Raw genomic sequence first — 26,219 nt, 5'->3', positions numbered from 1 at the left:
TGCGACTCCGACCCGCCGCCCGGCGAATACCGGCCCAATACGTCAGCTGCGATCGCCGCTGCGCTCCATCGGCTTGGATTCCCGGGTCATGGTTTTGGTCGCTACGCAGTCGTAGCCCGACTCCCATTTAGAAGCCGGAGGCCCGTCACGGCCGCGACACGCTCAGCGCGGCCCGAAAGGCCTCCCACTGGGCGTCCGCACAACTCCCAAGCGGAAGCGCCTGCCGACCCATCCCGGCCCGGCTTTGAAGCTAACAATACTCAGGAAAAATGGTGCCGCTTAGGTGACTCGAACACCTGACCCCCGCATTACGAATGCGATGCTCTACCAGCTGAGCTAAAGCGGCCTGCCGACCGGTTCGGGGCGTTTCCGAACCGCGCGAGAGGCGCTCTTTATACGCGGGCCGCCGGATTGCCAAGCGCCAGCAGCACGGCGGCGTCGGTCGGCTCGCCCGCGGTGCGGATTTCGGCGAAACCCGCCGCCGCCAGAGGGGCCGCCGCCGCCGCCGAAATCGCGATCGCCAGCCGTCCCGCGCCGCCGTCGCGGCCCAACGCCCGGGCCACCGCTTTGGCTGCGCGAGGGGAGTGGGCCAGCACCGCCTCGAAGTCCGCCGGCGCCTTGGCCCGGGTCTCCGTCGCCTCATAGACCGGCAGGATCACGGTCTCGACCGCGCGGTTCAGCAGGGCGTCCAGATCCCCCGCGGGCTCACGTGCGCCCGGCACGAGCACCCGCCCGACCGCTTCGCCCGCGATCAGCCAGGCCAGGTCCGACAGGGCTCCCGAGGCCGAGGTCACGGTCCTGAACCCGGCCTGCCGCGCCCGCTCGGCGGTCACATCGCCCACGGCGAACACGGGCAGGGCGCGCTCGGGCGTCAGGTCGGCGAAGACCGCCACCCCATTCGGGCTGGTGAAGGCCAGGGCCGTGAATCCGGTCAGGTCGGGGGCGGGCTGGATGATGGGGCGGACAGCCAGAACCGGCGCGATCAGGGGTTCGAAGCCGCGGGCGGCCAACCGCGTCGCCGTCCGGGATGCGCCCGGTTCGGTGCGGGTCACCCAGATGCGGCGGACGCCGGTCAGGTCGTGATCCTCTGGTCGCCGGCGGCGGCGTGCACCTCGGCCCCCAGGCGCAGGCCCAGGGCGCGGGCCTGGGACTGCGCGTCGTCGGCGTGGACATCGCCGATCTCGCCCGACCGCCGCCAGCGGACCGAGCCGTCCGGGGCCAGCATTTCGGTGGTCAGGCGCAGATGGCCCTCGCCGATCTCGGCATGGGCGCCGATCGCCGTGCGGCACGACCCTTCCAGCGCGGTCATCGCCCCGCGTTCGGCGGCCACGGCCAGGGCGGTCATCGGATGGTTCAGGGCCGCGACCCAGGCCGCGTTCTCGCCCTCGCGGGTCTGCAGCGCCAGCGCGCCCTGGCCCGGCGCGGGCAGGAAGGCGTCCAGCGACAGCCGCTCGCGGATCACGTCCTCGAAGCCGAGACGGTTCAGGCCGGACACGGCCAGCAGGATGGCTTCGAACTCGCCCTCCGCCAGCTTGCGCAGCCGGGTGTCGACATTGCCGCGCAACATCTCGATCTTCAGGTCCGGCCGCAGCGCCAGCGCCTGCGCCTGCCGCCGCAGCGAGGCGGTGCCCAGTCGGGCGCTCACGGGAAGACTGTCGAATCCGGCGAAGTCGGTGCTGACGAAGGCGTCGCGCGGATCCTCCCGTTCGGGGACGGCGGCGATGCACAGGCCATGCGGCTGTTCCGCGGGCACGTCCTTCATGGAATGGACCGCCACATCGACCCGGCCCTCCAGCAGGGCCTCCTCGATTTCCTTGGTGAATAGGGCCTTGCCGCCGATCTCCAGCAGGCGGCGGTCCTGCACCCGGTCGCCGGTGGTGAGGATCTCGACCAGCGGCACGGCGTCGGCCAGATCCGCGTCCGCCACTCCCATGGCCCGACCGATGGCGCGCTGCATCATGCCCGACTGGGTGAGCGCCAGCTTGGATCGCCGGGTGCCGATGCGGATGGGAAAGGTCATGAGGCGTTGCGCGGGTCCGACGGGGTCGCTACCTCGACCCCATGATGATGGCCGCCGACTATAGCAGTGAAAAGGGCCGGGCAACCGAAGCCCCCGCTGCAGACCTCGTCGTGCTGGGTCTGGAGACCAGCTGCGACGAGACCGCCGCTTCGGTGGTGCGCCTGGCGCCGGACGGCGTGGCGACGGTCCTGTCCTCGGTCGTGCACAGCCAGATCGACGACCATGCGGCCTATGGCGGCGTCGTGCCCGAGATCGCGGCCCGCAGCCATGTCGAGATGATCGACGGGGTCGCGCGCCGCGCGATGGCCGAGGCCGGGCTGGACTACGGCCAGCTGGACGGCGTCGCCGCCACGGCCGGGCCGGGCCTCGTCGGCGGAGTCATGGTGGGCCTGAGCTACGGCAAGGCCGTGGCCCTGGCCCGCGACCTGCCGCTGATCGCGGTCAATCACCTGGAGGGCCATGCGGTCTCCGCCCGGCTGGGCGAGCCGGTGGCCTATCCCTTCCTGCTGCTGCTGGTCTCGGGCGGCCATTGCCAACTGCTGGAGGTGCGCGGCGTCGGCGACATGACCCGTCTGGGCACGACCATCGACGATGCGGCCGGCGAAGCTTTCGACAAGATCGCCAAGGCGCTGGGCCTCGGCTATCCGGGCGGTCCGGCGCTGGAGAACCTGGCCGGGAAGGGCGACGGGGCCCGCTTCGATCTGCCGCGCGCCCTGCTGGGCCGAAAGGACTGCGACTTCTCCTTTTCGGGCCTGAAGACCGCCGCCTCACGCCTCGCCGCGACCTGCGAGACCGAACAGGACAAGGCCGACCTCGCCGATGCCGTCCAGACCGCCATCGCCCGCCAGCTCGCCGAGCGCTCGGATCGGGCGCTGAAGGAGTACGCGGACCTGCATGAGCATCGTCTGTTCGTGGTGGCGGGCGGCGTCGCGGCCAACCGGACGATCCGGTCCACGCTCGAAGCGGTGGCGGCGAAGAACGGCTTCGCCTTCCTCGCCCCGCCCATGGCCTACTGCACCGACAACGCGGCCATGATCGCCCTGGCCGGCGCGGAACGGCTGCAGAAGGGGCTGACGTCGGACATCGACACCGCCGCCCGGCCGCGCTGGCCGCTGGACGAACAGAAGGCGCTCGCCGATCCGGCCCACAAGCCGGGCCGCAAGGGCGCCAAGGCCTAGTTCAGGGTCAGTGCGGGCGCCTCGGTGATCGCATAGGCGATCGGGGGCGCCAGCGGCTTGCCGCAAGGCGCCTGGATGACCGCGTCGTTGTCGCGCCGGACCAGGCGGACCGGCTCGCTCGCGGCGCACCGCGCCTGCACCGCCGCGAACGCCGCCGAAGCGGCGGCCAGCGGGTCGACACCCTCGATCGCCTTCAACGGAATCTCGCCGGTCAGCGGTCCGCACGCCCCTTCATTGGCCAGCTGGACATAACCCTCGCGGATGTAGAAGCCGGTGGAACCGCCCGCCGTGCAGGCCTGGGCATTCAGATGCGAGAGGGTCGCGACGACGAGATTCTGGTCCGACGGCCGGTTCTCCCAACGCACCCCGAAACCGGTCAGGCGCGCCTCGATCTCGGTCCAGCGGCTCTCGGCCGGAGCGTCGAACAGCAGAGCCGCCGCCGACGCGGGGCCAAGGGCGGTCAGAAAGTCGGTCGGACCGTATTCCGGGGTCTGATCCGCCCGATCGATCAGGGTCTTCCAGACGTCGAACACCGACAGGGGCGCGCGGGAGATACGGCGCAGATCCATGTCGGCCAGCCACTGGATCACCACGCCGCAGTCGTAGACCGCCGAGCCCGAGGCCATCCGCTCGGCGGCGGACGGACGCGCTGCGACCCGCCGCCGACAGCCGGTCAGACGCTCTGACAGGCTCTCGCGCGCCTTCGCCTCCGTCATGCGGCCGGTGGTGACGGCGCCGACCAATGCCATGTACTCGGCTCCGCCCTCGTGCAGCCACGGCGTCCCTTCGGCGGGGCGAGCGTGGTGGCTGTTCCAGAGGTGAGCGGTCTCATGGAAGGCGAAGGGGGCCACCGGCTCGAGCGCGTCGGCGTCCGGCGCGGCCCAGGATGCGCCATTGAAGCGGGCCGAGATGAGCCCGGTGTCGGTCACGTCGCCGCGGAAGCTCATCGGACCCGCGCCCTGGATCGTGGCGGAGAGGGCCGGCGGCGTCGGCGGCGGCCCGAAGCGCGCGGAAAAGAAGCCGATGGCGTCGTCGAAAGCGCCGAAGACCGTGTCGCGCAAAGCCGGCGGCAGATCGTCCGCCGCGATCGCCAAGGCGCCGGAGGGCAGGCGTCGGACGGCCGATGATGGGCCGAGGTAGACATAGCCGTCAGCCCTGTTGGCGGGTGTCAGCGTCCAGCCTTCGGGGGCAGTGGCGGCCAGGGTCGGCGACTGGCCCGCGCCCTTCAGCGCCGGGGCGTAGAGCACATAGCCCTCGCCGACGCGCACCAGGGCGATATAGCCGCGCCCATCCTCCGTGCTGTCGGGACGCAGCAGGAGCGAGAATTCGGCGCCGGGCGTCGCGGCGGTCACGCCCGCGGCGTCCAGTTCGATCCCCTCGCTCTGCGGACTCCAGTCGTTCCGCGCGACTCCCGGATCGGCGAACTCGAACCGCCCCGTCGGCGCCGTCAGCCGATAGTGGGCCAAGACCCCGTCCGGGGTCGGCGTCAGGGTCACGTCCTGGGCGAGGGCCGGCGGCGCAAGGATCGCCATGGCGCAGGCGGCCATGGCGCCGAATCCCGCCGCATGACGTTTCCGCATCCTGATCCCTTGCGCCCGCCTGTCCATTCGCCAGCTTTGGCAGGGCGCCGGGGACCGGGCAAATGAAGCTTTGGCCATCCAGCACGCGGTCCCGGCTTGGCAACTGGAGACCTCTCGTCCCATAGAGGGCGTTGAATACATACGGTGGGCTTTATGGAATTTCGCACCGCAGGGGTGATCGGCGCCGGCGCCTGGGGCACGGCCCTGGCCCAGGTCGCGGGCTGGGCCGGGCTGGACGTGCTGCTGCAGGCGCGCGAGCCGGACGTGGTCGAAAGCATCCGCGAGCGCCGGATCAACGAGGCCTTCCTGCCCGGCGTGACCCTGGACGACCACATCTCGGTCACGACCGAACTGGCCGACCTGGCCTCCTGCGACGTCATCCTCGCCGTGCCGCCCGCCCAGCACATGCGCTCGACCCTGGCCGCCTTCGCCGCCCACCATCGGCCCGGCGTGCCGATCGTGCTGTGCTCCAAGGGCATCGAGCGCGGCTCGCTGAAGCTGATGACCGACGTCCTGGCCGAGACGATTCCCGCCGCCCCGGCCGCCGTCCTGTCGGGCCCCAGCTTCGCCGGCGAGGTCGCGCGCGGCCTGCCCAGCGCCGTCACCCTGGCCTGTGCCGATGAAGCCTTGGGTGAGGAACTGATGCTGACCCTGTCGGCCCCCGGCTTCCGCCCCTATCTGGCGACGGACCTGATCGGCGCCGAGGTCGGCGGGGCGATCAAGAACGTGCTGGCCATCGCCTGCGGCATGAGCGAGGGCAAGGGTCTGGGCCGCAGCGCCCATGCCGCCATCATCACCCGCGGCTTCGCCGAGATGACCCGCCTTGGCGTGGCGCTGGGCGGGCAGGCCGAGACCGTCGCGGGCCTGTGCGGTCTCGGGGATCTGGTCCTGACCTGCTCCAGTCCGCAGTCGCGCAACATGAGCCTGGGCCTCGCCCTGGGGCAGGGCCAGACCGTCGAACAGGCGCTGGCCGGCAAACGGTCGGTCGCCGAGGGCTATGAGAGCGCGCCCGCCGTACGCGAACTGGCGACCAGGATGGGCGTCGACATGCCCATTTCACTCGCCGTCGCCGCCCTGCTCAACGGCGAGACCACGGTGGACGAGGTCATCGACAATCTGCTGTCCCGCCCGCTGAAGGTCGAGCGCGACTAGTGACAGACGCCTCTCAAGCCGAACGCAAGCGGGTCTGGAAGACGCCGCCGAATGTGGCCCTTTGCGCCGAAACCGACATCGCCGACCCCGGCTCGCGCGCCTTCGTGCTGCAGATCGGCGAGGCCTTCTTCCACGGCTTCGTGGTGCGCAAGGACGGCCAGGTCGCGGGCTATGTCGACCGCTGCCCGCACCAGGGCTTTCCGCTGGCGATCGAGCTGGACCGCTATCTGACGCCGGACGGGTCCCTGATCCTGTGCGGTTGGCACGGGGCGGTGTTCGAGCCCCTGACCGGTGAATGCACCGGCGGTCCCTGCGCAGGCGGGCGACTGACCCCGTGGCCGGTTCAGGCCGTGAACGGGATCATCCGGACGGCCTAGGCGCGCAGCAGGTACAGGCCGAAGCCGATGAACGGTCGGCCGAACTCCAGCACCATCTTCACCCGGTCCGCGACGGCCTGCACGGTCGCGGTCTCCGGCGCGGCCGGATGGGCCGCCAGCCAGTCGCGCGCGGCCTTGTCGGCCGCCGCCGCATAGGCGTCGAACACGGCTTGCGGCGAGACTTCGGACCAGACGATCTCGAACCCGGCCACCTCGGCGGCGCTCTTCCATCCCGCATCATCCGCATACTGATTGGTCGCTTCGGCGATCTGGCGCAGGGGGGCGGGTGGTTCGGCGACCCAGACCAGATCGCCCCACAGCAGCCAGCCGCCCGGCTTCAGCCGGGTCTTCAGGAAGGCGAAGCCGGCCTCGGGCGTCGGCCGGCCCTCGCCGTTGACGTTGGTGGTTCCCAGGGCGGTGATAAGATCGAGCGGGGGCAGGGTCGCCAGCACATCCGCCGCCGCGCCTACGGCCAGATGAACCCGGTCGTCCAGCCCGGCGACGGCGATCCGCTCCCGCGCCAGACCGGCCATCACCGGGTCGTACTCGATCGCCGTGACCTCCAGACCGAAGGCCTGCGCTATCCGGATCGCCACCCCGGCGTTGCCGGTCCCGACATCGGCGGCCAGCGCGCCGGTCGCCGATCCCGTCCGCGCCACGGCGCCTTCGACAGTGGCCATGGTCACGCCGTTGCAGACCTCCAGCGCCTCATAGGCGATGCGATTGTAGCTGGTGCTCATCAGGCCGTTGTGTCGCGGAGAGAAGGGGTGGGCAAGCGCTCACTTCTCGGCGCAAATGAAGTACTTTACATTTCAAAGCACATCATCTACACCGGCCCCATCGCAACCGGACTTCCTCCCTCATGACCGCCGCCGTCCTCGCACCGTCCCCCGATCAGGTCTCGCCGACGCTCGCCGTCGCAGCAGGGCGCGTGCTGGCCCTCGCCGGGACAGCCTTCGGCCTGTCCAACCTGTTCCAGTACGGCGTTCAGAGCGGCCTGCTGCATCTTCATCCCGCGGTCCTTTCGTTGAGCTGGCCGATCACGGTGGGCGTCTTCCTGTTCGCCCTGGCCCGCCTGCGCCGCATCGGCGGGGACAACGGGCGCCGCGCCGCCGTCTGGTCCCGCTTCGGCATCGCCGCCATGATCGGCGCGGCCCTGACCCTGCTGGCCGTCTCGTTCGTCCGGCAGGACTTCACCACCATGTTCTGGATGACGCCCGTCGGCATTGGCCTCTACGCCGTGGCCTGGACCACCGCCGCCGTTCGCGGCCGTCGCGGCTGGATGATGGCTCCGGCGCTCGGCGCCGTGTGCGCCGTCGGCGGCGCCGTCTCCGTGCTGGGAACGCCGCAACAGTATCTCGTCTACGCCGTCGCTCTGTTCGCCTTCGTCCTCATCCCCGGCGCCTGGCTGGCGTCCGGCCGCAAGGCCTGAAAGAAATGACCCTCATGACCGACTCAGACAACGCCCCCGCCGACATCGCCTGGCTGCGCCAGCTGGCCGAGGAGAACGGGACCGGCCCCATGCGCGGCGCCTCGATCCTGCTGGCCGCCGGCCTGATCTACGGCGTCACCAGCCTGGTGCACTGGGCCCATATGACGGGGCTGATCCTGCCTCAGTACGCCGCCGCCGGGATCGAGTGGCTGATCGCCACCGGCATCTTCCTGGTGGTCTGCTTCACCATAAGCATCCGTCTGCGCCGGGCCGGGGGCGTCCGCACCGGCGCCCAGCGCGCCATCGGCACGATCTGGTCGGCGGTCGGCTGGGGGATCTTCGCCCTCTTCGCCTCCATGACCATGGTCAGCGCCCGTCTGGGGGCGAACCAGGACAGCATGATGTTCTGGCTGGTGCCATCGATCGTCATGGTCTTCTACGGGATGGGCTGGGCCGTCACCGCCGCCATGCTCAGGTCCCGCCCGCTGTTGCTGCTGGCGGTCGGCTCCTTCCTGTCCGCCCCGGTCATGGGCCTGTTCGCCGGTTCGGCCGCGATCTATCTGGCCTACGCCGCCGCCCTGTTCCTGCTGATGGCCCTGCCGGGCTTCCTGCTGATGCGCCAGTCGAAGTCGGCCTGATCCATGGCTGACGAGTTCGACATCAACCGGATCGACGACATCATCCATGGACGGGTCCGGCTGGGCATCATGGCGGTGCTGGCCGGAGTCGACAGCGCCGACTTCAACACCCTGAAGACCCGGCTGCAGACGACGGACGGCAATCTGTCCGTCCACCTGCGCAAGCTCGAGGACGCCGGCTTCGTCGCGGTCAACAAGCGGTTCGAGGGACGTAAGCCCCTGACCGAGGCCTCGATGACGCCCGCCGGCCGCAAGGCCTTCGTGGCCTATCTCGACGCCATGCAGGGCCTTGTCGGGAAGGCGTGACGCGACCCGTGTCAGGGGTTAGACGGAACGGATGACGGACCGCATCCACCGCTTCGACGCTCTCGACAATTTCCGCGACTACGGTGATTACGACACCGCCGCGGGCCGCCGGATCGCGCGCGGTCGCCTGTTCCGTTCGGCCCATCAGGCGCGGGTCTCGGACGCGGACCTGGAGCGGCTCGGCGGTCTGGGCATCGGCACGATCGTCGATCTGCGCCGCTCCGGCGAGCGCCGCGACCAGCCCTCGAAACGGCCGGCCGGTTGGGCCGGTCAGGTGCTGGACAGCGACCTGGGTCCTGACGGCGAGGCCCCGCACATCACCTTCCTGAAGACCTCGGACCTGACCGTCGACGCGGGCAGGACCTTCATGACCGGCGTCTATCGCACCCTGCCGTACGAGCCCGCCCACCTTGACCTGTTCGCCCGCTATTTCCGGGCGCTCGGCGAAGGCGACGGCGCGGTCCTGATTCATTGCGCGGCGGGCAAGGACCGGACCGGCACGCTGGCGGCCTTGACCCACCATCTGCTCGGCGTCCACCACGATGACCTGATCGCCGACTACATGCTGACCAACACCGCCGTGGATCTGGAGGGCATGGCCCCCAAGGTGGCGCGCCAGCTGGAGAAGATGACCGGCCGGGCCCCCGCCCACGACGCCGTCATCGCCTTTCTCGGCGTCGAGCCGGTCTATCTGGAGACCGCCTTCGCCGGGATCGAGGACCGCCACGGATCGCTCGACGCCTATCTGGAACAGGCGTTGGGCGTGGACGCCGCCTTGCGTGACCGTATCGGCGAGCGGCTGTCGGCGTGACCTTCCGGGCCATCGAGCGGCGGCCCCTGCCGTGGCGCGAGCCGCTCGCCGCCGCCGCCGGACTGCGCCATCGCGATGGGGCGCTGGCCCTGCTGTCCGACGGCGGGCCGCTGGGCCGCTGGTCCTTCGTCGCCGCCGATCCGGACCGGGTGATCATCGAACCGGTCGAGGCCGGGCTGGATCGCCTGCGGGATCCGGACTTCGACGAGGGCGTGGTCGGCCTGCTGGCCTATGACGCCGGCGCCCGTCCCGCCACCGGACCGCGCCCTTCGATCTGGCCCGACCTGATGCTGGCCCGCTATCCATCGATGCTTGTCTTCGATCATCGGGACCGCAGCGTCCTCGCCGTTGGGCGCGGTGCGGACGCCGAAACCGCCGGGATCGCCGCCGGGGTCGCCCAGGCTTGGTTCGCCGCCGCGGCGGAGCCGGTCACCCCGCCGCCGCCCGCCGACCGCCTGAACCCCGAGGCGCCGGCCGACGCTTATGAGGCCGCGGTCGCCGACGTGGTCGCTCGCATCGGCGAGGGCGAGCTGTTCCAGGCCAATATCGCCCGGGCCTGGACCGGCGCGCTGCATCCCGATGCTGATCCGTTCGATGTGCTCCTGCGGCTGGCGGGGCGGGCTTCGGCCTATGGCGCCTTCTGGCGGCTGGGCGATCGGGCGATCGTTTCCAACTCGCCCGAGTTGTTCCTGACCCTGGACGGCGACCGCATCGAGACCCGACCGATCAAGGGCACCCGCCCGCGGGACCCGGACCCCGTCCGCGACGCCGTCCTCGCTGACGAACTGCAGGCCAGCGCCAAGGATCGGGCGGAGAACCTGATGATCGTCGATCTGATGCGCAACGACCTGGCTCGCGCCGCCGTGCCCGGTTCGGTCGCGGTCGAGCGGCTGTTCGAGGTCGAGCGGCTGGCCACCGTGCATCACCTGGTCTCGACGGTGACGGCGCGGGCGCAGCCGGATGTCGGCCCGGCGGATCTGCTGGAGGCGACCTTCCCGCCCGGCTCGATCACCGGTGCGCCCAAGCATCAGGCCATGAAGGTCATCGCGGGCCACGAGCCACCACGCGGCCCCTGGTGCGGCAGCCTGTTTCACATCGCGGACGGACGGCTGACGGCCTCGGTGCTGATCCGCACCGCGGCGTTCGAGCGGACGTCAGGAGAGTGGCGGTTCCGGACTCTCGCCGGGGCGGGCATCGTGGCCGACAGCGACCCGACGGCCGAACTGGCCGAGACCGAGGCCAAGATCCGCGCCCTGCGCGAGGCCCTGACGGGCGGCTAGGCTAGCGCTCTAGCAGTTCGAGCAGAGCGTCTTGTCGCTGACGCGCGGCCGCAAATAGTAGGTGTGCGAGAATTTGGTGATGTTCGGCATCAGATAGTCGGCGGGCGAGTCATAGTCGAAGGTCGCCTCGGAGATGATCAGACTCTGGCCATCGGTCAGCAGGTCCGCGGGGATGGTCACCTGGGAGCCCTTGACCAGGGCGGTCAGGCCGGAACCGCGGCTCCAGTCGACCTTCACCAGGTTGCCGGTGCGCGTGACGCTGGTGACCCGCTGCTTCAGCGTCGTGGTCGAGAACGGCTTCATGATCAGGCCGCCGATGCCGAAGATGTCGTCCAGATTGCTCGTGGTGACGGTTTCTTCCTGCGCGACCAGATCGGCGACCGCGGCGGAAACGTGGCCCATCCGCTTCTGGGCCATATAGCCCTGACAGAACTCGGACAGGCCCAGATAGAAGGCGATGAGCACGGGCGCCAACAGGGCGAACTCCACCGCCGAAATGCCTCGTTCGTCGCCGGCCAGTCGTCTGAACAGGGACCGGGTCATGCGGGTTCGTTCCGGAAGGCGGTGGTCGCGGTCATCCGTACGGTGCCGTCCTTCAGCCGCGACAGGCCCTGGGCCATGAAGGTGGTCAACAGGGGCACCTTGTACCAGGAGCGCACCAGCACCAGGTCGCCGGGCTGGCCGTTCGCATAGGTCAGGCCGGATTCACTGAAGGTCCCGCCGGCCATGGGATCGGGCGGCGCGGTGTTGAACTGGGGGATGACCCGCACGTCCACGGTCAGCCGGTCAGGGCAGTCGGCGGCGAAGATGCTCATCCGCGCACAGACGCCCGATTTGAACTGAGCGGCGGTCATGCCCCTGTCCTTGGCCTGGCCGGTGCGGATCAGGCGGCCCTGTTCGATGGTGGCGTTCTCCAGCACGGAGTCGGTGACGAACACCAGGCCCAGCTCGAGGATGGCGAACATCATCAGGCAGAAGGGGAGGGCGACCATGGCGAACTCGACCGCCGCCGAGCCTTCGCGGGCGCGCGAAGGTCCATGCCGTGGACGGCGGGCCGGCTCCGTTCCGGAAGATCTGATCTCCGCCACCGGGCCTTAGGGCGTCGGAGCTTCGGCGGTGGAACCGGAGGTCCCACGCACCGAGGGCGAGCACGAGCTGGCGCAGGCCATCTCCGTCGCCTGACCGCCGCGCCACACGCGCACCCGACCGCCGCCGTCGCCCGAGGTGACGACCACCTGGCTCTGGAAGACGGTGCGGCCGATCGGATCGACGGCGATGACCTCGGTCACGCCGTATCCCTTGCCCGTAATATAGAGGGTGTTGGAATCGACCACGGTCACGTCCGCGATCTGGGGGTTGCCGACGATGACCGAGCCGGCCGCGCCGCGCAGCTGCACCCGCCGCGCCTGATCGATCTCGACGTTCAGGCTGGCGGACTGGGCCGCGACGATCGCCGGCGCGGCCAGGACGGCGGCGGCGGCGACAATGGCGGCAAGGCGGATCGGGTGGATCATGGCGACGTCTTCCAATGAACGGGCGCGCGCGTGAGCGTAAGCCGGACAGTGCGTCGGCAATCCTCAAGAAAGTCTGAAATGGCGGCGGGGGGGACTCCAGAAGGGCGGTCCCCATCTGGCCTCAGTGAGCGTATCCGCAGATTTTTAGAGTAAACTCGACAGTAACCAAGAGCGAAGACCGGGCCTTAACCGATATGGGCGATAACCATCCTGCGTTTTGGGGGTCAAGCGGGCTGCCGGCTCCCCCCTCGTCAGTTAGCTCGCAACACCTCTATCCAAAAGGATCAAAGCCATGACCAAGTTCGTTTCGCAGTTCATGTCCGACGAGTCGGGCGCCACCGCCATTGAGTACGGCCTGATCGCCGCCCTCATCGCCGTCGTGATCATTTCGGCCGTGACCGCCCTGGGCACGACCATCAAGACCAAGTTCAACGCCGTCGTGACCGGCATGGGCGGCACCGCCGGCGCCTAAGGCCCGACGAAACGTCTTGAAACTGGCGAGGGGCCGGGGCGGAAAACGCCCCGGCCCTTCTGCTATCGGAACGGCTCCGGACGGGTCGTTCAGGTAAACGCGTCAGTAAACATGTTCGTACGCGCAGGCTTAATGCGGTTCGCGCATCATCTCCTCAGTACAAAGGGGGCAAGACGGGAAACCGGCTTCCCCGGCAACCAGTCCACCCCGCAGGGGAAGGGAAATCCGATGACCAAGTTCGTTTCGCAGTTCATGTCCGACGAGTCGGGCGCCACCGCCATCGAGTACGGCCTGATCGCCGCCCTCATCGCCGTCGTGATCATTTCGGCTGTGACCGCGCTGGGCACGACCATCAAGACCAAGTTCAACTCGGTCGTGACCGGCATGGGCGGCACCGCCGGCGCCTAAGGCCGACGCGACGTCTTGAAACCGGCGAAGGGCCGGGGCGGAAACGCCCCGGCCCTTTTGCTTGTCCGGCGACCCGTCGGGCGCTGTGTACGGTAAACGACACAGTAAACAGTTTTGTACGCCCAAGCTTAACCTGAGCCGTACAGTCTTTCCCTCGTTCAGGGGGCAAGGCGGGCGACCGGCTTTCCCCGACTGCCTCAACAGTCGATCTCCAAGCGGGAAAAGGGAAATCCGATGACCAAGTTCGTTTCGAAATTCATGTCCGACGAGTCGGGCGCCACCGCCATTGAGTACGGCCTGATCGCCGCCCTCATCGCCGTCGTGATCATTTCGGCCGTGACCGCCCTGGGCACGACCATCAAGACCAAGTTCAACGATGTCGTGACCGGCATGGGCGGCACCGCCGGCGCCTAATCCGCGCCTCGGACTGCAAGACGGTGGGCCGGAGCGGAAACGCTCCGGCCCTTTCGTTTGGGAAACGTGGTCTTAACCGCGTCGATGGCACAAGACCGGACATGGATATCGTCTCCCTGATCCTTCTCGGCGTCATGCCCGCGCTCGTCATCGTCGCGGGCCTGAAGGACCTCACGACCATGAAGATCCCGAACTGGATCTCGCTGCTGTTGATCGTCTTCTTCTTCCCCGCGGCCTTTGTCGTCGGCCTGCCGCTGACAACCCTGGCGATCCACCTCGGCGTGGCCTTCGCCGCCCTGATGGTCGGCGCGGGCATGTTCGCTCTGCGCTGGATCGGCGGCGGCGACGCCAAGCTGATGGCCGCCGCCTGCCTGTGGCTGGGTCTGGAGGGATCCGGCATGTTCCTGCTGTGGACCGGGGTGATGGGCGGCGTGTTCTGCCTGGCCCTGCTGTTCGCCCGCTTCCACTCGCGCCCCTATCTGGTCGGCGCTCCCGGTTGGGTTGTCAGTCTGATGGAGCCCAAGGGGGACATCCCGTATGGCGTCGCCATCGCCGCCGGGGCCCTTCTCGCCTATCCGGCTTCAACCCTGATGGCGCTCTTCGGCGCCGGCTAGGGCGTGCCCCGGGGGCGACTTAGGTCCGCGTTAACCCGCACCCGGCATGGTCGTTAACGGTAGGGGGCCGAAGGACCGATTCACGCGTCCGGGAAGGCCCGCCGGAGACCGTCGATGAAGCCTGCCCGTATCATCGTGATCTGCATCGCCGCCGTGGCCGCTATCGGCCTGGCGCTGGTGGTTCGCGCCATGGGCTCGCCCTCGGGGCAGCCCACGGCCGTCGCCGTCGCCGCGCCCGTCGAAACCCGGCCGATGGCCAAGGTCCTGGTCGCCGCCAAGGACCTCCAGCCCGGCCAGCGCCTGACCGACGGCGACATGGTCTGGAAGGACTGGCCGGTCGACGAGGTCAATCCAGTCTTCATCACCGACGGCACGGTGCCGATCCCCGCGGCCGCCACGCCCGCTCCGGCCCAGGCGGCCGATGACGACAAGCCCGCCGGCGCGGTCGCCTCGGTGACCCGCGCCGCGACCAACCTGGCCACCGGCGGCGCCAAGGCCGACTATATCGGCTCGGTCGTTCGCGAACCCATTCTGGCGGGCGAGCCCATCGTCATGCGCAAGATCGTCCGCGCGGGCGACAGCGGCTACATGGCCGCCTATCTGGAGCCCGGCATGCGCGCCATGGCCATCCGGGTGACGGTCGAGACCGCCGCCGGCGGCTTCATCCTTCCGGGCGACCGCGTCGACGTGGTCCTGACCCGCGAGACCAATCTGTCGAATGTCGGCGCGTCCGAGGGCGACCGCTCGAAATTCACCTCGGCCACCGTGATGCAGAACATCAAGGTCCTGGCCATCGACCAGTCGACCCGCGCCGGGGATGACGAGCAGGCCGTGATCGGCGCCACCGCGACGCTCGAGGTCGGCCCCCGCGACGCCGAGGCCCTGGCCCTGGCCAAGTCCGAAGGCGAGCTGAGCCTGGTCCTGCGTTCCTATGCCGACACCGCCGGCCCGTCCGGCCGCGTCGCCACGCCGACCCGGCAGTCCGCCGCGGTGCGCGTCTATCGCGGCGGCGCTCCTGAAGTTGTGGTGGTCCAATGAAACGCCCCATGAAGCACCTTGCCGCCATCGCGCTCGCGGGCCTTACCGTCGTCGCCACCGCGCCGACCCCATCGGCCTGGGCGCAGAGCCGGGCCGCCGTCGCCATGGGATCGCAGTCGCAGTTGATCAGCCTGCCGCGCGGGTCGTCCATGGCGGTCGATCTGCCCGCCGACGCCCGCGACGTGATCGTGCCCAATCCGCTGGTCGCCGAGGCCATGCTGCACTCGCCGCGCCGCATCACCATCATCGGCCTGCAGCCGGGCGAGACCGACGCGGTCGTGCTGGACAGCGCCGGCCGGACCATCCTGTCGCTTCGCGTTCGCGTCGACGCGGGGACCTCGGCCCTTCAGGACACGCTGAATCGGGTCATGCCGAACGCCAGCGTCCACGCCGAAGCGGTCAATGACAGCGTCATCCTGACCGGCACCGTCTACAGCCCCGGAGAGGCGGACCGGGCCAGCCAGGTAGCGCGCGCCTTCGTTTCCGCGCCTGAGAAGGTCATCAATATGATGACCATCGCCGGCTCCGACCAGGTGATGGTCCGTGCCCGGATCGTCGAGGTGCAGCGCACCGCCATCAAGCAGCTGGGCTTCGACGCCACGGCCGTTCTGGCCAGTGTCGGCAACGGGCTATCCCTGACCCAGGGCGCCACCTTCGCGGTCAACGGCAACCAGTTGGGCGGCGGCATCATCCGCTATGCCGACAGCGCCGGCGACGGCTCGACCACCAGCGCCGCCCTGCGCGCCTTCGAACGCGCCGGCCTGGTCCGCATCCTGGCCGAGCCGAACATCACCACCGCCAACGGCGAGGCCGCCGAATTCCTGGCGGGCGGCGAGTTTCCGGTCCCGGTGGGCCAGGAGACCACCGAGAGCTCGACCAAGATCACCGTCCAGTTCAAGCCGTACGGCGTGCGTCTGGCGGTGCGTCCCATCGTCCTGTCGGCGGGGCGCATCTCGCTTCAGCTGTCGACCGAGGTCTCCGAACTGACCCAGGTCGGCGCCTTCACCCTGGGCGCCGGCGCGGATCGCACCCTGGTCATTCCGGGCCTGAACGTGCGCCGCGCGTCGAACACCGTCGAACTGCCCTCGGGCGGGTCGCTGATGATCGCCGGCCTGCTGCGCGAGGACACTCGCCAGAACATCGACTCCTTGCCGGCGCTGGGCGACCTGCCGGTGCTGGGAGCTCTGTTCCGGTCGCGGGACTACATCTCCGGCGAGACCGAGCTGGTCATCATCATCGAGGCCTACATTGTCTCCCCGACCGCCGCTGGGACCATGCAGACGCCCGCTGACGGCCTACAGATCGCCAATGACGCCCAGACCCTGCTGTTCGGCCAGCTGGACCAGCACTACGCGCCGCGCGGCGGCGCCGTGGTCGCCGCTGGAGCCGGCTGGTCCGGTCCGGTCGGCTATGTGATCGAATGAGGGTCCCCGTGATGCGCTCCCTGCTCCTGTCCCTGTCGGCCGCCGCCCTGCTGGCCGGCTGCGCCTCGACCGGCGGCACCGGCGATATGGCGCCGGTGAATCCGCTGTCGCGCTATTCGCTGCGCGTCGAGCCCGGCCTCGACCGCATCGCCCTGGCGGTGCACGAAGAAGGCCTGTCGCCGACCCAGATCAGCGCCCTGAACGATCTGGCGGGCCGTTACGCCGCGACCGGCATGGGGCGTGTTCGGGTGCAGGCGCCGTCCGGCGACGACCCCGTCGCGTCGCGCCAGACCTGGGCCGTCCGCTCGGCCCTCGAGGCCGCGGGCATCCCGGGCCAGAACATCGAGGTTCTCGGCTACGATGCGCCGGACCCCCGGGCGCCCGTGCTGGCGGGCTTCGAAACCGTGCGCGCGGCGATCCCGAACTGCGCCGCCGAGCCACGCAACATGAGCGGCCGCTTCTCGAATCAGCCGTCGGTCGGGCTGGGCTGCGCCATCAACGCCAACATCGCCGCTCAGATCGCCGATCCGCGCGACATCCTGGGCGCCCGCGCCATGACGCCGACCGATCCGGGCCGCGCCGCCATCGTGTTCGACAAATACCGCAAGGGCGAACTGGCCTCGGCGCCGCAGGAAACCCTGGTCGAGGGCGCGATCGCCCAGGCCGTGGAATAAACTCCAATGAGCAACGCCTTCGCCCCCAACGCTTTCAACGACTTCGAGGACGACGAGTTCGACCTCGACATGGGCTACGTCGCCCAGGGGGCTTCGGGTGCGCCGGCGGTCGAGCCGGAGATCGGCGGCTTCCCCGGCGAGCCGATGATCATGGACGATGAGGCCGGACGTCGTCCGCCGCTGCAGTTCACGCCGCCGGCAGTCCAGGCGCCCCAGTCCCAGGCGCCGCGACCGCCCTTGCCGGAACCGGTCCTGACCGGCGGCGACTTCAACCCCGTCGGCGAGCTGGTCGCCGGAGCCCAGGCCGCCTTCTCGCCTCCCGTCAGCGCCGGCCACACCGCCGAGGTCTCGGTCCCGCGCATCGCCATCCACGTCTTCGCCGAGCGGCAGGACACCCTGGCCGCCGCCGAACGGGCCGGGCAGGACCGCCGCCTGTCACGCGCCACGACCCAGATCCGGGTCGGAGGCGTCGCCGCCGCCGTCGAGGCCTATCAGCACGAGCCGACCCCGCCGCTGATCGTGGTCGAATGCCTGAAGGACCCCCAGACCCTGCTGTGGGAAGTCGATCAGCTGGCCGAGGTCTGCGACGCCGGCACCAAGGTCATCGTCGTCGGCGCCACCAACGACATCCTGCTGTTCCGCGAGCTGATGCGCCGCGGCGTCAGCGAGTACCTGGTCGCCCCGCTGCAGCCGTTGCAACTCATCGCGGCCATCGGCGGCCTGTTCGCTGACCCGGCTCAACCCTTCGTCGGCCGTTCGATCGCCTTCGTCGGCGCGCGGGGCGGCGCGGGCTCCAGCTCGGTGGCGCACAACACCGCCTACGCCATGTCGGAGCGGATCGGCGCCAATACGGTCATCGTCGACTACGATCTGCCCTTCGGCACCGCCGGTCTGGACTTCAATCAGGACCCGCTGAACGGCGTCGCCGACGCCCTGACCCAGCCCGACCGTCTGGACCCTGTCCTGCTGGACCGGATGATGGTCCGCTGCACCGACAAGCTGAGCCTGTTCGCCGCGCCCGCCACCCTGGACGTCGACTGGGAGATCAGCCCGGACGCCTTCGAGGAGGTGACGACCCAGATCCGTTCGACCGCGCCCTTCGTCGTGCTGGACCTGCCGCACGTCTGGTCGTCGTGGATGCGCCGCACCCTGATCAGCGCCGACGAGGTGGTGGTCGTCGCGACCCCGGACCTGGCCTCCCTGCGCAACGCCAAGAACATGATCGACCTGATCAAACAGGGCCGTCCCAACGACGCCCCGCCGCGCCTGGTCCTCAACCAGGTTGGCGTTCCCGGTCGCCCCGAGATCCCGGCCAAGGAATTCGGCAACGCCCTGGGCATCCATCCCAGCCTGATCATTCCCTTCGACGCCAAGACCTTCGGCGCCGCGGCCAACAACGGCCAGATGATCCTGGACGCCGGGGCCAAGTCCAAGGCCGCCGAGGCCTTCCAGACCCTGGCCCAGATCGTCTCGCGCCGGGAAATCCCGTTGCTGGCCGGTCCCAAGTCGGCCAAGAGCGCGGGCGGCAAGTCGATGTTCTCCGGCCTGTTCAAGAAGAAGACCTAGAGCGTGTTCGGCAAGCGTACAGGTCAGCCCGGAACGCCCGCCCCGGCGGCGATGCGTCCGGCCGCCGCGGTCCAGCCCGCGCCTGTGCAAGCCTCGCCCGAGCCTGGCTTCCAGCCCCAGCAGGGCGTCCAGACCCAGGCCTTCGCCTTCGGCGGCGCGGACGCCGGTCTTGATGTCATGGAGGCGCCGCGTCCGGCGGCGGCGGTCCGCCCCCCGTCGGAAGCCGCCGATCGCCTCGACGCCCTGGCCTCGCGGCCCAAGCCGGCGGCGCCCGCCCCCAAGGCGGCCGGCCCGGGACCCAAGGCCACGCCGGGCTTCGAGCAGCTGAAGAAGGCCCAACAGGTCGCCGAGATCGTCCGCGAGCAGTCGGACTATTATCACGCCACGAAGACGACGATCTTCAACGCGCTGATGAACACGATCGACCTGGCCCAGCTGGCCCAGCTCGACCCCAAGGCCGCCGCTGAGGAAATCCGCGACATCGTCGCCGAGCTGGTGGCGATCAAGAACGTCTCCATGTCGGTGGCCGAGCAGGAGCACCTGGTCCAGGACATCGTCAACGACGTCCTCGGCTACGGCCCGCTGGAGCCGCTCCTGGCCCGCGACGACATCGCCGATATTATGGTCAACGGCGCCGGCCGGGTGTTCATCGAAGTCAGCGGCAAGGTCCAGCTGACCAACGTCCGCTTCCGCGACAACGCCCAGCTGATGAACATCTGCCAGCGGATCGTGTCGCAGGTCGGCCGCCGCGTCGACGAAAGCTCCCCGATCTGCGACGCCCGCCTGCCGGACGGTAGCCGCGTCAACGTCATCGCTCCGCCGCTGGCCATCGACGGCCCGACGCTGACGATCCGGAAGTTCAAGAAGGACAAGCTGACGATGAAGAACCTGGTGGAGTTCGCCTCCATCAGCCCCGAGGGCGCGCGCGTGCTCGGCGTCATCGGCGCCTCGCGATGCAATCTGGTCATCTCGGGCGGTACGGGTTCGGGCAAGACGACCCTGCTCAACACCCTGACGGCCTTCATCGACCCGACCGAGCGCGTCATCACCTGCGAGGACGCGGCCGAACTGCAGCTGCAGCAGCCGCACGTGGTGCGTCTGGAAACCCGCCCGCCCAACCTCGAGGGCCAGGGCATGATCACCATGCGCGACCTGGTGAAGAACTGTCTGCGGATGCGTCCCGAGCGGATCATCGTCGGCGAGGTTCGCGGCCCGGAGGCCTTCGACCTGCTGCAGGCCATGAACACCGGCCACGACGGCTCCATGGGCACGCTGCACGCCAACAGCCCGCGTGAAGCCATCAGCCGGATGGAATCGATGATCACCATGGGCGGCTACGGCCTGCCGTCCAAGACGATCCGCGAAATGATCGTCGGCTCGGTCGACGTCATCGTCCAGGCCGCCCGCCTGCGCGACGGCTCGCGCCGCATCACCCACATCACCGAAGTGGTCGGGCTGGAAGGCGACGTGATCGTCACCCAGGATCTGTTCGTCTACGAGATCACCGGCGAGGACGAGAACGGCAAGATCGTCGGCCGTCACCGCTCGACCGGCATCGCCCGTCCCCGCTTCTGGGACCGCGCCCGCTACTACGGCCTGGAGCGCGAGCTGGCCGAAGCCCTCGACGCGGCGGAATAGGTCCGATGCTTCCGATCCTCGCCGCCGTTCTGGCCTTCATCACCATCGGCGGACTGGGCTGGGCCTTCGTCGGCGGCGGCGATTCCAGCGACGCCGCGGTCAAGCGCGCCCAGTCGTTCGGGGCTCCGAAACAGACCGCCGGCGCCGCCAAGAAGGCGGCCGCCAATACGCCGGAAGCGCGCCGCAAGCAGATCCTGATGCAGCTTCAGGAGTCGGAGCGGGCCGAGCGCAAGGCGCGGGTCAGCCTGGCCGCCAAGCTGAAGCAGGCCGGCCTCTCCACCACGGTGCGGGCCTTCTGGATCACCAGCGCGGTGCTGGGCCTGTTCGCCTTCCTGCTGCCGCTGCTGTTTGGCCTGAACATCTTCGTCTGCCTGGGCGCCGCGGTCATCTTCGGCCTGGGCCTGCCGCGCTGGGTGGTCGGCTTCCTGGGCAAGCGGCGGATGAAGAAATTCTCCAGCCATTTCGCCGACGCTGTCGACGTCATCGTGCGCGGCATCAAGTCGGGCCTGCCGGTCCACGACTGCTTCAAGATCATCGCGCGCGAGAGCCCCGCGCCGCTGGGACCGGAATTCCAGAAGCTGGTCGAGGGCATGGGCGTTGGCCTGACCCTGCCCCAGGCGCTGGAGAAGATGTACGAGCGCATGCCGACGCCGGAGCTGAAATTCTTCGCCATCGTCATCGCCATTCAGCAGAAGACGGGCGGCAACCTGGCCGAGGCCCTGTCGAACCTGACGACCGTGCTGCGCGCGCGCAAGATGATGGGCGAGAAGATCAAGGCGCTGTCGTCGGAGGCCACGGCCTCGGCGGGCATCATCGGCTCGCTGCCGCCGGCGGTGATGGTCCTCGTCAGCCTGACCACCCCGGCCTACATGGCCAAACTCTTCACCGACCCCAGAGGGCAGTTCATGCTTCTGGTGGCGGTTCTCATGATGAGCTTCGGCATCTTCGTGATGAAGAAGATGATCTCGTTCAAGTTCTGAGGACCAGACATGCCGGGCCTCGTTCCCTTCTTCACCGAACCCGCCAACATCCTCAGCATTCTGGTGGGGGTGCTGGTCTTCGCCACCATCGTCACCCTGGTGAGCTCATTCGGCGGCGGGGCGAAGCTGGACACGCGCATGAAGGCCGTCGCGGTTCGCCGCGAAGAGCTGAAGCGCCGCTCGCGCCAAGCCATCGCCACCGGGCCGGGCGGCCTGCGCCACAGCGATGAGGGGTTCAAGAAGCGCGTCGTCGAACAGCTGAACCTGACCAAGCTGCTGGAGGATCCCAAGGTCGCCGACAAGATGGCCCAGGCCGGATATCGCGGGCCCAAGCCGCTGACGACCTTCTACTTCTTCCGCTTCTCGACGCCGTTCATCTTCCTGGCGGTGTCAGTCTTCTACCTGTTCGTCTTCAACGATTTCGGCCTGCCGGTGATGATGCGGGTGACGATCTGCATGGTCTCCGCGGTGATCGGATTCTATGGGCCGAACATCTATCTGGCCAACCGCATCGCCAAGCGGAAGACGTCGATCATGCAGGCCTTCCCCGACGCCCTGGACCTGCTGCTGATCTGCGTCGAGGCGGGCATGTCGATCGAGTCGGCGATCCAGAAGGTCAGCCAGGAGATCGGCGGCTCGTCCATCGACCTGGCCGAGGAGTTGACCCTGCTGTCAGCCGAGCTCAGCTATCTGCCCGACCGCCGCATGGCCTACGAAGGCCTGGCCAAGCGGACCAACCATCCGGGCGTGAAGTCGGTCGCCACCGCCATGACCCAGGCCGAGACCTACGGCACGCCCCTGGGCACGGCGCTGCGGACGATGGCCAAGGAAAACCGCGAGATGCGCCTGTCGGCGGCCGAGAAGAAGGCCGCGGCCCTTCCGGCCAAGCTGACCGTGCCGATGATCCTGTTCTTCCTGCCGGTGCTGTTCATCGTCATCCTGACGCCGGCGATCATCAGCATCCAGGACACGATGGCCAAGGGCGGTTGACCAGGGTCAACCGCAAGGGGGCCAAGGGCGGTTGACGCCTAGCCTTCCGCCGCGGTCTTCCAGGCCTCGGCCACGGCGTCGACCGAATGGCGCAGGTGCTTGCGCTGCTTGTCGAAGAACATCTCACCGCGCAGACCCGTGAACAGGAAACCGTTGGCGGCGATACAGCTGCCGGGCTCCAGCTCCTCGATTTCGAAATAGCGCATCGACCGGAACCACAGGCCGCGGTTCTCCATCCAGACCAGCTGGGCGTAGGGCTGCCATTCGCCGACGCGGGCGACGACGCGGCGTTCGGGCAGGCCTTCGATGGCCTCGGTCAGGGTGATCTCGGCGCCGAAGGCGATGGTCCCCTCGACCCCCGTCTCGATCGGATTCCATCCGTCCCAGCCGGACAGGTTCGAGACGACCTCCCAGATCTTGTCCGTGGAGGCGCGAATGCCGATGCGTTTTTCGATCTTGGCGATATCCATGCGCCCCGTCTGGCACGGCTTTCAGGACGGGAAAAGGGCGACGGTGATCAGCGGTTGCCTTCCGGCCCCGGTTGCGAGGCGGGCGGTGTTTCCGGCGACGGCGTCTCGTCCCGATCCGGCAGGTCCGCCGGTCCGGCGCGCAGGCGGGCGCTCATGAAGCAGAGCGCCGTCGCGGCGGCCAGCAGCAGGGCGTTGGCGATGAAGGGAGCGGGCTCGGCCAGGCCGTAAAGCGCCACGCCGATCACCGGCGGCCCAAGGAAGCTCAGACCCGCCAGCGACATCATCAGGCCCGCCACCGCGCCCTGTTCGGACGGGCCGACCGCCAGGGATGATCCCGCGGTGAAACCGGGTCGGGCGAAGCCGACGCCCATCGACACCACCGCATAGCCCACCACGACGCCGTAATAGCCCGGCGAGGCGATGCTCAGCACATTGCCCGCCAGCGCCAGCCCGGCGCCCCAGCGCATCAGGTCGCGGGGCTGCAGCTTCAGCAGGGGGATCAGGCCCCACTGGGCCATCAGGGTGGCGGCGGCCCCCGCCAGCATGGCGATGCCGATGAAGGGCTGGGCGTCCCGCGCCGCCGTGCCCGTCACGGCCAGCTCGTCGATGATGTGGAACCCCAGCACCGAGATGTTCACGGCCTGGGCGCCGGTCACCAGCAGGCCGTACAGAAGATAGTCGCGGACGCGGGGGTCCTTCCACAGCCCCTTGCGGGCCGCGCCGTCGCGATGGCCGCTGGGGGAGGGGACGCGCACCACGTCGCCGCTGGGCAGTTTGCGCCAGACCACGAACAGCACGACCGCCCCGCACAGGGCGAAGGCGTACATCGGCCCCGCCAGCCCCACGAACGGCAGGACGAAAAAGGGGGCCAGCGCCGGGCCGATCACCGTGCCCAGCCCCTGCGCCGAGGCCAGCAGGGACATGGCCTGCGTGCGCTGCTCCGGCGAGGTCCGGTCGGCGACATAGGCCTGCGAGGCGATCGGGGCGGCTGAGCCGAACACGCCGTAGACGGTCCGCGCCACCGCCATCAGGACGAAGGCGAAGATGGGTCCCAGCCAGTGCTCCAGCCCTGAGGTGGCGGCCAGACCGAAGCCGGCCATGGAGATCACGAAGCCCGACAGGCCGATCTGGATGACGCGTTTGCGGCCCATGGAGTCCGACAGCCGGGCCCAGAAGGGCGAGGTCAGGGTCCACATCAGGGCCGAGATGGCGAAGGCCGCCGAGACCATGGTGTCCATCAGGCCGAACTCGCGGCCGATGGCGGGCAGCACCGACTGCAGGGCCATATTGCCCGCCGCTGCGATCAGGCTGACCGCGAACAGGATTCCGAAGGCGGGGGAGCGAAGGTTCACGGTTCGAGCCTAGACCGCGCGACCCGCGCCGTCACCCGCCGTCGACCCTGTCCGTTTCCCGCCAGACCCCGTGTCGGCCGGACCGCAGGGTCAGGGACCAGAGCAGGAGATGTCCATGGCCTCGATCCGCATCGAACGTATCGTTCACGCCCCCGCCGAACAGGTCTGGGATGCGATCCGCGACGTGGGCGCCCTCCACACCCGGCTGGTTCCCGGCTTCGTGGTCGATACGGCCCTGGAGGGCGAAGCCCGTCTGGTCACGTTCGGCAACGGCATGACGGCGCGCGAGGTGCTCGTCGATCTGGACGATGCGCGTCGCCGCTTCGCCTACAGCGTCCGCGCCGAGACCCTCAGTCACCACAGCGCGACCAACGAGGTCTTCGACGAGGGCGAGGGACGCTGCCGCTTCGTCTGGGTCGCCGATCTTTTGCCCGACGCGGCGGCCCCCATGATCGAACAGATGATGGACCGCGGCGCCGATGTTCTGAAGGCGACGCTGGAGGCGGCGAACGCCTGACGCTTGCACAAGGGCGACGCGTCCGCGACGGTGGCGGCTTCGGATCTTCCGGGGGACGCCTGCATGACCATTCGCCGCCTTGTCTTCGGTTCGGCCCTGGCGCTGACCCTTTCCGCCGGAGCGGCCCTGGCCCAGGTCCCGCTCGCCCGGGTCGAGGCCGCCGTCGCCGCCGAGACGCCCAAGGTCGTCGCCTGGCGCCGTGACCTGCACGCCCATCCCGAGTTGGGCTTCTCCGAGACCCGCACCGCCGCCGTGGTCGCAGAGCATCTGCGCGCGCTGGGGCTTGAGGTCCGCACGGGCGTCGGCCGGACCGGCGTGGTCGGCATCCTGCGCGGCGGACGGCCGGGTAAGACAGTGGCCCTGAGGGCCGACATGGACGCCCTGCCGGTGCTGGAAGCCACCGGCCTGCCGTTCGCCTCGACCGCGACCGGGACCTACATGGGCAATACGGTTCCGGTGGCCCACGCCTGCGGCCACGACGCCCACGTCGCCATGCTGATGGGCGCCGCCGAGGTGCTGGCGGGCATGAAGGCCGACATCGCCGGAACTGTCGTCTTCATTTTCCAGCCCGCCGAGGAGGGCGCGCCTCCCGGAGAGCCCAAGGGCGGCGCGGCCCTGATGATCGAGGAGGGCGCCCTGCGCGACCCCCGTCCCGACGCCATCTTCGGCCTGCATGTCGTGCCGGGCCGGGCGGGGACGGTCTTCTATCGCCCGCGCGGCTTCATGGCCGCCTCGGATCGGGTCGACATCGTCCTGCACGGCCGCCAGACCCACGGCGCCTGGCCGTGGAAGGGCGTCGACGTCATCGCCGCCTCCGCCGACATCGTCCAGACGATCAACAGTCTGACCGCCCGCACTATCGATCCGACCACGACGCCGACGGTCTTCACCATCGCGACCCTCGACGCGGGGGTGCGCTACAACATCATCCCGGACACCGCGACGCTGTCGGGCACCCTGCGCACCTTCGACATCGCGCAGCGCGACGACCTGGTTCGCCGCGCCCGCACGGCGATCGGGAACGTCGCCGAAAACTACGGCGCGACCGCCGAGTTTAACGTGCGTCAGAACGCGGCCCTGGTGTTCAACAACGAGGAGCTGTCGGCCTGGCTTGCGCCCGTCCTGACCGAGGCGGCGGGGGAGGGGAACGTCAACCCGGCCACCCCGCCGACGACCGTGGCCGAGGACTTCTCCTACCTGTCGCAGGAAGTCCCGGGGGTCTTCTATCACCTGGGCGGCACGCCCGACGGTGTGGATCCCGCCAACGCCCCGCCGAACCATTCACCCGGCTTCGACGTCAACGAGAAGGTGTTGCCGCTGGGGGTCAAAACCCATGTACTGAGCGCCCTCCGGTTCCTTGAACGGTCCTGAACC

At 69.3% G+C, this 26,219-nt stretch carries 30 protein-coding genes and 1 tRNA gene; 21 read left to right on the top strand and 10 right to left on the bottom strand.

What is annotated here, in order from left to right; genetic code table 11:
- Positions 1–270: 270 nt before the first annotated feature.
- The 3 genes from AC1RRF_RS16850 to hemC all read right to left on the bottom strand — a co-directional run bounded on the left by AC1RRF_RS16850 (position 271) and on the right by hemC (position 2,020).
- A tRNA-Thr gene (locus tag AC1RRF_RS16850) sits at positions 271–346 on the bottom strand.
- Between the two features lie 46 nt (positions 347–392).
- Positions 393–1,052 carry a uroporphyrinogen-III synthase gene (locus tag AC1RRF_RS16845; protein ID WP_492836629.1) on the bottom strand — a complete coding sequence of 220 codons (660 nt, stop codon included), beginning with the start codon at positions 1,050–1,052 and terminating at the stop codon, positions 393–395.
- Positions 1,053–1,072: 20 nt separating this feature from the next.
- The gene (hemC, locus tag AC1RRF_RS16840) at positions 1,073–2,020 is read right to left on the bottom strand and encodes a hydroxymethylbilane synthase (RefSeq protein ID WP_492836627.1); all 948 of its coding nucleotides are present in this window, start codon (positions 2,018–2,020) and stop codon (positions 1,073–1,075) included.
- A 47-nt stretch (positions 2,021–2,067) separates the two neighbouring features.
- Here hemC and tsaD point away from each other — a divergent pair, with 47 nt between their 5' ends.
- Positions 2,068–3,198: a tRNA (adenosine(37)-N6)-threonylcarbamoyltransferase complex transferase subunit TsaD gene (tsaD, locus tag AC1RRF_RS16835; protein WP_492836625.1), complete on the top strand. Its 1,131-nt coding sequence runs from the start codon at positions 2,068–2,070 to the stop codon at positions 3,196–3,198.
- Here the strand turns inward: tsaD and AC1RRF_RS16830 are convergent.
- Positions 3,195–4,778 (bottom strand): hypothetical protein, encoded by a 1,584-nt coding sequence (locus AC1RRF_RS16830; RefSeq protein ID WP_492836623.1) that lies wholly within the window; start codon positions 4,776–4,778, stop codon positions 3,195–3,197. The genes tsaD and AC1RRF_RS16830 overlap by 4 nt on opposite strands.
- Positions 4,779–4,931: 153 nt before the next feature.
- On the opposite strand from AC1RRF_RS16830, the gene AC1RRF_RS16825 reads away from it, so the two are divergent.
- Positions 4,932–5,930, top strand: a complete 999-nt coding sequence (locus AC1RRF_RS16825; RefSeq protein ID WP_492836621.1) for an NAD(P)H-dependent glycerol-3-phosphate dehydrogenase — start codon at positions 4,932–4,934, stop codon at positions 5,928–5,930.
- Positions 5,930–6,307 carry a Rieske (2Fe-2S) protein gene (locus AC1RRF_RS16820; RefSeq protein WP_492836619.1) on the top strand — a complete coding sequence of 126 codons (378 nt, stop codon included), beginning with the start codon at positions 5,930–5,932 and terminating at the stop codon, positions 6,305–6,307. The genes AC1RRF_RS16825 and AC1RRF_RS16820 overlap by 1 nt, the downstream gene beginning before the upstream one ends.
- On the opposite strand, the gene AC1RRF_RS16815 is transcribed toward AC1RRF_RS16820, so the two are convergent.
- Positions 6,304–7,047, bottom strand: coding sequence for an SAM-dependent methyltransferase (locus AC1RRF_RS16815; RefSeq protein ID WP_492836617.1), 744 nt, complete (start codon positions 7,045–7,047; stop codon positions 6,304–6,306). The genes AC1RRF_RS16820 and AC1RRF_RS16815 overlap by 4 nt on opposite strands.
- A gap of 122 nt (positions 7,048–7,169) precedes the next feature.
- Between AC1RRF_RS16815 and AC1RRF_RS16810 the strand changes: the two genes are divergently transcribed.
- From AC1RRF_RS16810 to AC1RRF_RS16790, 5 genes are read left to right on the top strand one after another with little or no spacing between them, the layout of a single operon-like run.
- Positions 7,170–7,739 (top strand): hypothetical protein, encoded by a 570-nt coding sequence (locus AC1RRF_RS16810; protein WP_492836616.1) that lies wholly within the window; start codon positions 7,170–7,172, stop codon positions 7,737–7,739.
- A 14-nt stretch (positions 7,740–7,753) separates the two neighbouring features.
- Positions 7,754–8,377: a hypothetical protein gene (locus AC1RRF_RS16805; RefSeq protein WP_492836614.1), complete on the top strand. Its 624-nt coding sequence runs from the start codon at positions 7,754–7,756 to the stop codon at positions 8,375–8,377.
- 3 nt (positions 8,378–8,380) lie between these two features.
- On the top strand, positions 8,381–8,683 hold the full coding sequence (locus tag AC1RRF_RS16800) for a winged helix-turn-helix domain-containing protein (RefSeq protein ID WP_492836612.1): 303 nt from the start codon (positions 8,381–8,383) through the stop codon (positions 8,681–8,683).
- 31 nt (positions 8,684–8,714) lie between these two features.
- Positions 8,715–9,494: a tyrosine-protein phosphatase gene (locus AC1RRF_RS16795; RefSeq protein ID WP_492836610.1), complete on the top strand. Its 780-nt coding sequence runs from the start codon at positions 8,715–8,717 to the stop codon at positions 9,492–9,494.
- Positions 9,491–10,774: an anthranilate synthase component I family protein gene (locus AC1RRF_RS16790; RefSeq protein WP_492836608.1), complete on the top strand. Its 1,284-nt coding sequence runs from the start codon at positions 9,491–9,493 to the stop codon at positions 10,772–10,774. Before AC1RRF_RS16795 ends, AC1RRF_RS16790 begins: the two co-directional genes overlap by 4 nt.
- A 9-nt stretch (positions 10,775–10,783) precedes the next feature.
- Here AC1RRF_RS16790 and AC1RRF_RS16785 read toward each other — a convergent pair whose 3' ends face one another.
- From AC1RRF_RS16785 to AC1RRF_RS16775, 3 genes are read right to left on the bottom strand one after another with little or no spacing between them, the layout of a single operon-like run.
- On the bottom strand, positions 10,784–11,317 hold the full coding sequence (locus AC1RRF_RS16785) for a TadE/TadG family type IV pilus assembly protein (RefSeq protein WP_492836607.1): 534 nt from the start codon (positions 11,315–11,317) through the stop codon (positions 10,784–10,786).
- Positions 11,314–11,862 carry a TadE/TadG family type IV pilus assembly protein gene (locus tag AC1RRF_RS16780; RefSeq protein WP_492836605.1) on the bottom strand — a complete coding sequence of 183 codons (549 nt, stop codon included), beginning with the start codon at positions 11,860–11,862 and terminating at the stop codon, positions 11,314–11,316. Before AC1RRF_RS16780 ends, AC1RRF_RS16785 begins: the two co-directional genes overlap by 4 nt.
- 6 nt (positions 11,863–11,868) lie before the next feature.
- Entirely contained in the window at positions 11,869–12,288 is a 420-nt protein-coding gene (locus AC1RRF_RS16775; protein WP_492836603.1) for a pilus assembly protein N-terminal domain-containing protein, read from the bottom strand.
- Between the two features lie 292 nt (positions 12,289–12,580).
- Here AC1RRF_RS16775 and AC1RRF_RS16770 point away from each other — a divergent pair, with 292 nt between their 5' ends.
- The 11 genes from AC1RRF_RS16770 to AC1RRF_RS16720 all read left to right on the top strand — a co-directional run bounded on the left by AC1RRF_RS16770 (position 12,581) and on the right by AC1RRF_RS16720 (position 22,506).
- Complete coding sequence (locus tag AC1RRF_RS16770) at positions 12,581–12,760, top strand: Flp family type IVb pilin (RefSeq protein ID WP_481622401.1); 180 nt, start codon at positions 12,581–12,583, stop codon at positions 12,758–12,760.
- 228 nt (positions 12,761–12,988) lie between these two features.
- Positions 12,989–13,168, top strand: a complete 180-nt coding sequence (locus AC1RRF_RS16765; protein WP_492836601.1) for a Flp family type IVb pilin — start codon at positions 12,989–12,991, stop codon at positions 13,166–13,168.
- Between the two features lie 234 nt (positions 13,169–13,402).
- A complete protein-coding gene (locus AC1RRF_RS16760; RefSeq protein WP_291833203.1) occupies positions 13,403–13,582 on the top strand; it encodes a Flp family type IVb pilin in 180 nt (59 codons plus the stop codon).
- Between the two features lie 101 nt (positions 13,583–13,683).
- A complete protein-coding gene (locus AC1RRF_RS16755) occupies positions 13,684–14,196 on the top strand; it encodes an A24 family peptidase (protein WP_492836598.1) in 513 nt (170 codons plus the stop codon).
- Positions 14,197–14,310: 114 nt separating this feature from the next.
- The gene (gene cpaB, locus AC1RRF_RS16750; protein WP_492836596.1) at positions 14,311–15,234 is read left to right on the top strand and encodes a Flp pilus assembly protein CpaB; all 924 of its coding nucleotides are present in this window, start codon (positions 14,311–14,313) and stop codon (positions 15,232–15,234) included.
- A gap of 8 nt (positions 15,235–15,242) precedes the next feature.
- A complete protein-coding gene (locus AC1RRF_RS16745; protein ID WP_492836594.1) occupies positions 15,243–16,658 on the top strand; it encodes a type II and III secretion system protein family protein in 1,416 nt (471 codons plus the stop codon).
- A gap of 11 nt (positions 16,659–16,669) precedes the next feature.
- The gene (locus tag AC1RRF_RS16740) at positions 16,670–17,332 is read left to right on the top strand and encodes a CpaD family pilus assembly protein (RefSeq protein ID WP_492836592.1); all 663 of its coding nucleotides are present in this window, start codon (positions 16,670–16,672) and stop codon (positions 17,330–17,332) included.
- Positions 17,333–17,338: 6 nt separating this feature from the next.
- Positions 17,339–18,898: a CpaE/TadZ family protein gene (locus AC1RRF_RS16735; protein ID WP_492836590.1), complete on the top strand. Its 1,560-nt coding sequence runs from the start codon at positions 17,339–17,341 to the stop codon at positions 18,896–18,898.
- Between the two features lie 177 nt (positions 18,899–19,075).
- Positions 19,076–20,536 (top strand): TadA family conjugal transfer-associated ATPase, encoded by a 1,461-nt coding sequence (locus tag AC1RRF_RS16730; protein ID WP_492836653.1) that lies wholly within the window; start codon positions 19,076–19,078, stop codon positions 20,534–20,536.
- Positions 20,537–20,541: 5 nt separating this feature from the next.
- Complete coding sequence (locus AC1RRF_RS16725) at positions 20,542–21,516, top strand: type II secretion system F family protein (RefSeq protein WP_492836588.1); 975 nt, start codon at positions 20,542–20,544, stop codon at positions 21,514–21,516.
- A 9-nt stretch (positions 21,517–21,525) separates the two neighbouring features.
- On the top strand, positions 21,526–22,506 hold the full coding sequence (locus AC1RRF_RS16720) for a type II secretion system F family protein (RefSeq protein ID WP_492836586.1): 981 nt from the start codon (positions 21,526–21,528) through the stop codon (positions 22,504–22,506).
- Positions 22,507–22,544: 38 nt separating this feature from the next.
- Here AC1RRF_RS16720 and AC1RRF_RS16715 read toward each other — a convergent pair whose 3' ends face one another.
- Complete coding sequence (locus AC1RRF_RS16715; RefSeq protein WP_492836584.1) at positions 22,545–22,976, bottom strand: SRPBCC domain-containing protein; 432 nt, start codon at positions 22,974–22,976, stop codon at positions 22,545–22,547.
- 47 nt (positions 22,977–23,023) lie between these two features.
- Positions 23,024–24,328 (bottom strand): MFS transporter, encoded by a 1,305-nt coding sequence (locus AC1RRF_RS16710; RefSeq protein ID WP_492836582.1) that lies wholly within the window; start codon positions 24,326–24,328, stop codon positions 23,024–23,026.
- A gap of 115 nt (positions 24,329–24,443) precedes the next feature.
- Here AC1RRF_RS16710 and AC1RRF_RS16705 point away from each other — a divergent pair, with 115 nt between their 5' ends.
- Together AC1RRF_RS16705 and AC1RRF_RS16700 are read left to right on the top strand one after the other, a co-directional pair.
- The gene (locus AC1RRF_RS16705; RefSeq protein ID WP_492836580.1) at positions 24,444–24,845 is read left to right on the top strand and encodes an SRPBCC family protein; all 402 of its coding nucleotides are present in this window, start codon (positions 24,444–24,446) and stop codon (positions 24,843–24,845) included.
- Positions 24,846–24,908: 63 nt separating this feature from the next.
- Positions 24,909–26,216, top strand: coding sequence for an amidohydrolase (locus tag AC1RRF_RS16700; protein WP_492836578.1), 1,308 nt, complete (start codon positions 24,909–24,911; stop codon positions 26,214–26,216).
- Positions 26,217–26,219 lie beyond the last annotated feature (3 nt).

It is taken from the genome of Brevundimonas sp. GW821-FHT12C05, from assembly GCF_058807475.1.
Note: the sequence above shows the minus strand (reverse complement) of the source record. Positions and strands in the feature narration are given on the sequence as shown.

Excerpts from the sequence above, each read along its gene's own strand:
- AC1RRF_RS16760 (WP_291833203.1), top strand. The coding sequence starts at position 13,403 with ATGACCAAGTTCGTTTCGAAATTCATGTCCGACGAGTCGGGCGCCACC.
- AC1RRF_RS16720 (WP_492836586.1), top strand. The coding sequence starts at position 21,526 with ATGCCGGGCCTCGTTCCCTTCTTCACCGAACCCGCCAACATCCTCAGC.
- tsaD (WP_492836625.1), top strand. The coding sequence starts at position 2,068 with ATGGCCGCCGACTATAGCAGTGAAAAGGGCCGGGCAACCGAAGCCCCC.
- AC1RRF_RS16800 (WP_492836612.1), top strand. The coding sequence starts at position 8,381 with ATGGCTGACGAGTTCGACATCAACCGGATCGACGACATCATCCATGGA.
- AC1RRF_RS16815 (WP_492836617.1), bottom strand. The coding sequence starts at position 7,047 with ATGAGCACCAGCTACAATCGCATCGCCTATGAGGCGCTGGAGGTCTGC.
- hemC (WP_492836627.1), bottom strand. The coding sequence starts at position 2,020 with ATGACCTTTCCCATCCGCATCGGCACCCGGCGATCCAAGCTGGCGCTC.
- AC1RRF_RS16795 (WP_492836610.1), top strand. The coding sequence starts at position 8,715 with ATGACGGACCGCATCCACCGCTTCGACGCTCTCGACAATTTCCGCGAC.
- AC1RRF_RS16715 (WP_492836584.1), bottom strand. The coding sequence starts at position 22,976 with ATGGATATCGCCAAGATCGAAAAACGCATCGGCATTCGCGCCTCCACG.
- AC1RRF_RS16765 (WP_492836601.1), top strand. The coding sequence starts at position 12,989 with ATGACCAAGTTCGTTTCGCAGTTCATGTCCGACGAGTCGGGCGCCACC.
- AC1RRF_RS16700 (WP_492836578.1), top strand. The coding sequence starts at position 24,909 with ATGACCATTCGCCGCCTTGTCTTCGGTTCGGCCCTGGCGCTGACCCTT.
- AC1RRF_RS16755 (WP_492836598.1), top strand. The coding sequence starts at position 13,684 with ATGGATATCGTCTCCCTGATCCTTCTCGGCGTCATGCCCGCGCTCGTC.
- AC1RRF_RS16740 (WP_492836592.1), top strand. The coding sequence starts at position 16,670 with ATGCGCTCCCTGCTCCTGTCCCTGTCGGCCGCCGCCCTGCTGGCCGGC.
- AC1RRF_RS16730 (WP_492836653.1), top strand. The coding sequence starts at position 19,076 with ATGGAGGCGCCGCGTCCGGCGGCGGCGGTCCGCCCCCCGTCGGAAGCC.
- AC1RRF_RS16725 (WP_492836588.1), top strand. The coding sequence starts at position 20,542 with ATGCTTCCGATCCTCGCCGCCGTTCTGGCCTTCATCACCATCGGCGGA.
- AC1RRF_RS16805 (WP_492836614.1), top strand. The coding sequence starts at position 7,754 with ATGACCGACTCAGACAACGCCCCCGCCGACATCGCCTGGCTGCGCCAG.
- AC1RRF_RS16825 (WP_492836621.1), top strand. The coding sequence starts at position 4,932 with ATGGAATTTCGCACCGCAGGGGTGATCGGCGCCGGCGCCTGGGGCACG.
- AC1RRF_RS16785 (WP_492836607.1), bottom strand. The coding sequence starts at position 11,317 with ATGACCCGGTCCCTGTTCAGACGACTGGCCGGCGACGAACGAGGCATT.
- AC1RRF_RS16810 (WP_492836616.1), top strand. The coding sequence starts at position 7,170 with ATGACCGCCGCCGTCCTCGCACCGTCCCCCGATCAGGTCTCGCCGACG.
- AC1RRF_RS16705 (WP_492836580.1), top strand. The coding sequence starts at position 24,444 with ATGGCCTCGATCCGCATCGAACGTATCGTTCACGCCCCCGCCGAACAG.
- AC1RRF_RS16830 (WP_492836623.1), bottom strand. The coding sequence starts at position 4,778 with ATGCGGAAACGTCATGCGGCGGGATTCGGCGCCATGGCCGCCTGCGCC.
- AC1RRF_RS16770 (WP_481622401.1), top strand. The coding sequence starts at position 12,581 with ATGACCAAGTTCGTTTCGCAGTTCATGTCCGACGAGTCGGGCGCCACC.
- AC1RRF_RS16735 (WP_492836590.1), top strand. The coding sequence starts at position 17,339 with ATGAGCAACGCCTTCGCCCCCAACGCTTTCAACGACTTCGAGGACGAC.
- cpaB (WP_492836596.1), top strand. The coding sequence starts at position 14,311 with ATGAAGCCTGCCCGTATCATCGTGATCTGCATCGCCGCCGTGGCCGCT.
- AC1RRF_RS16775 (WP_492836603.1), bottom strand. The coding sequence starts at position 12,288 with ATGATCCACCCGATCCGCCTTGCCGCCATTGTCGCCGCCGCCGCCGTC.
- AC1RRF_RS16745 (WP_492836594.1), top strand. The coding sequence starts at position 15,243 with ATGAAGCACCTTGCCGCCATCGCGCTCGCGGGCCTTACCGTCGTCGCC.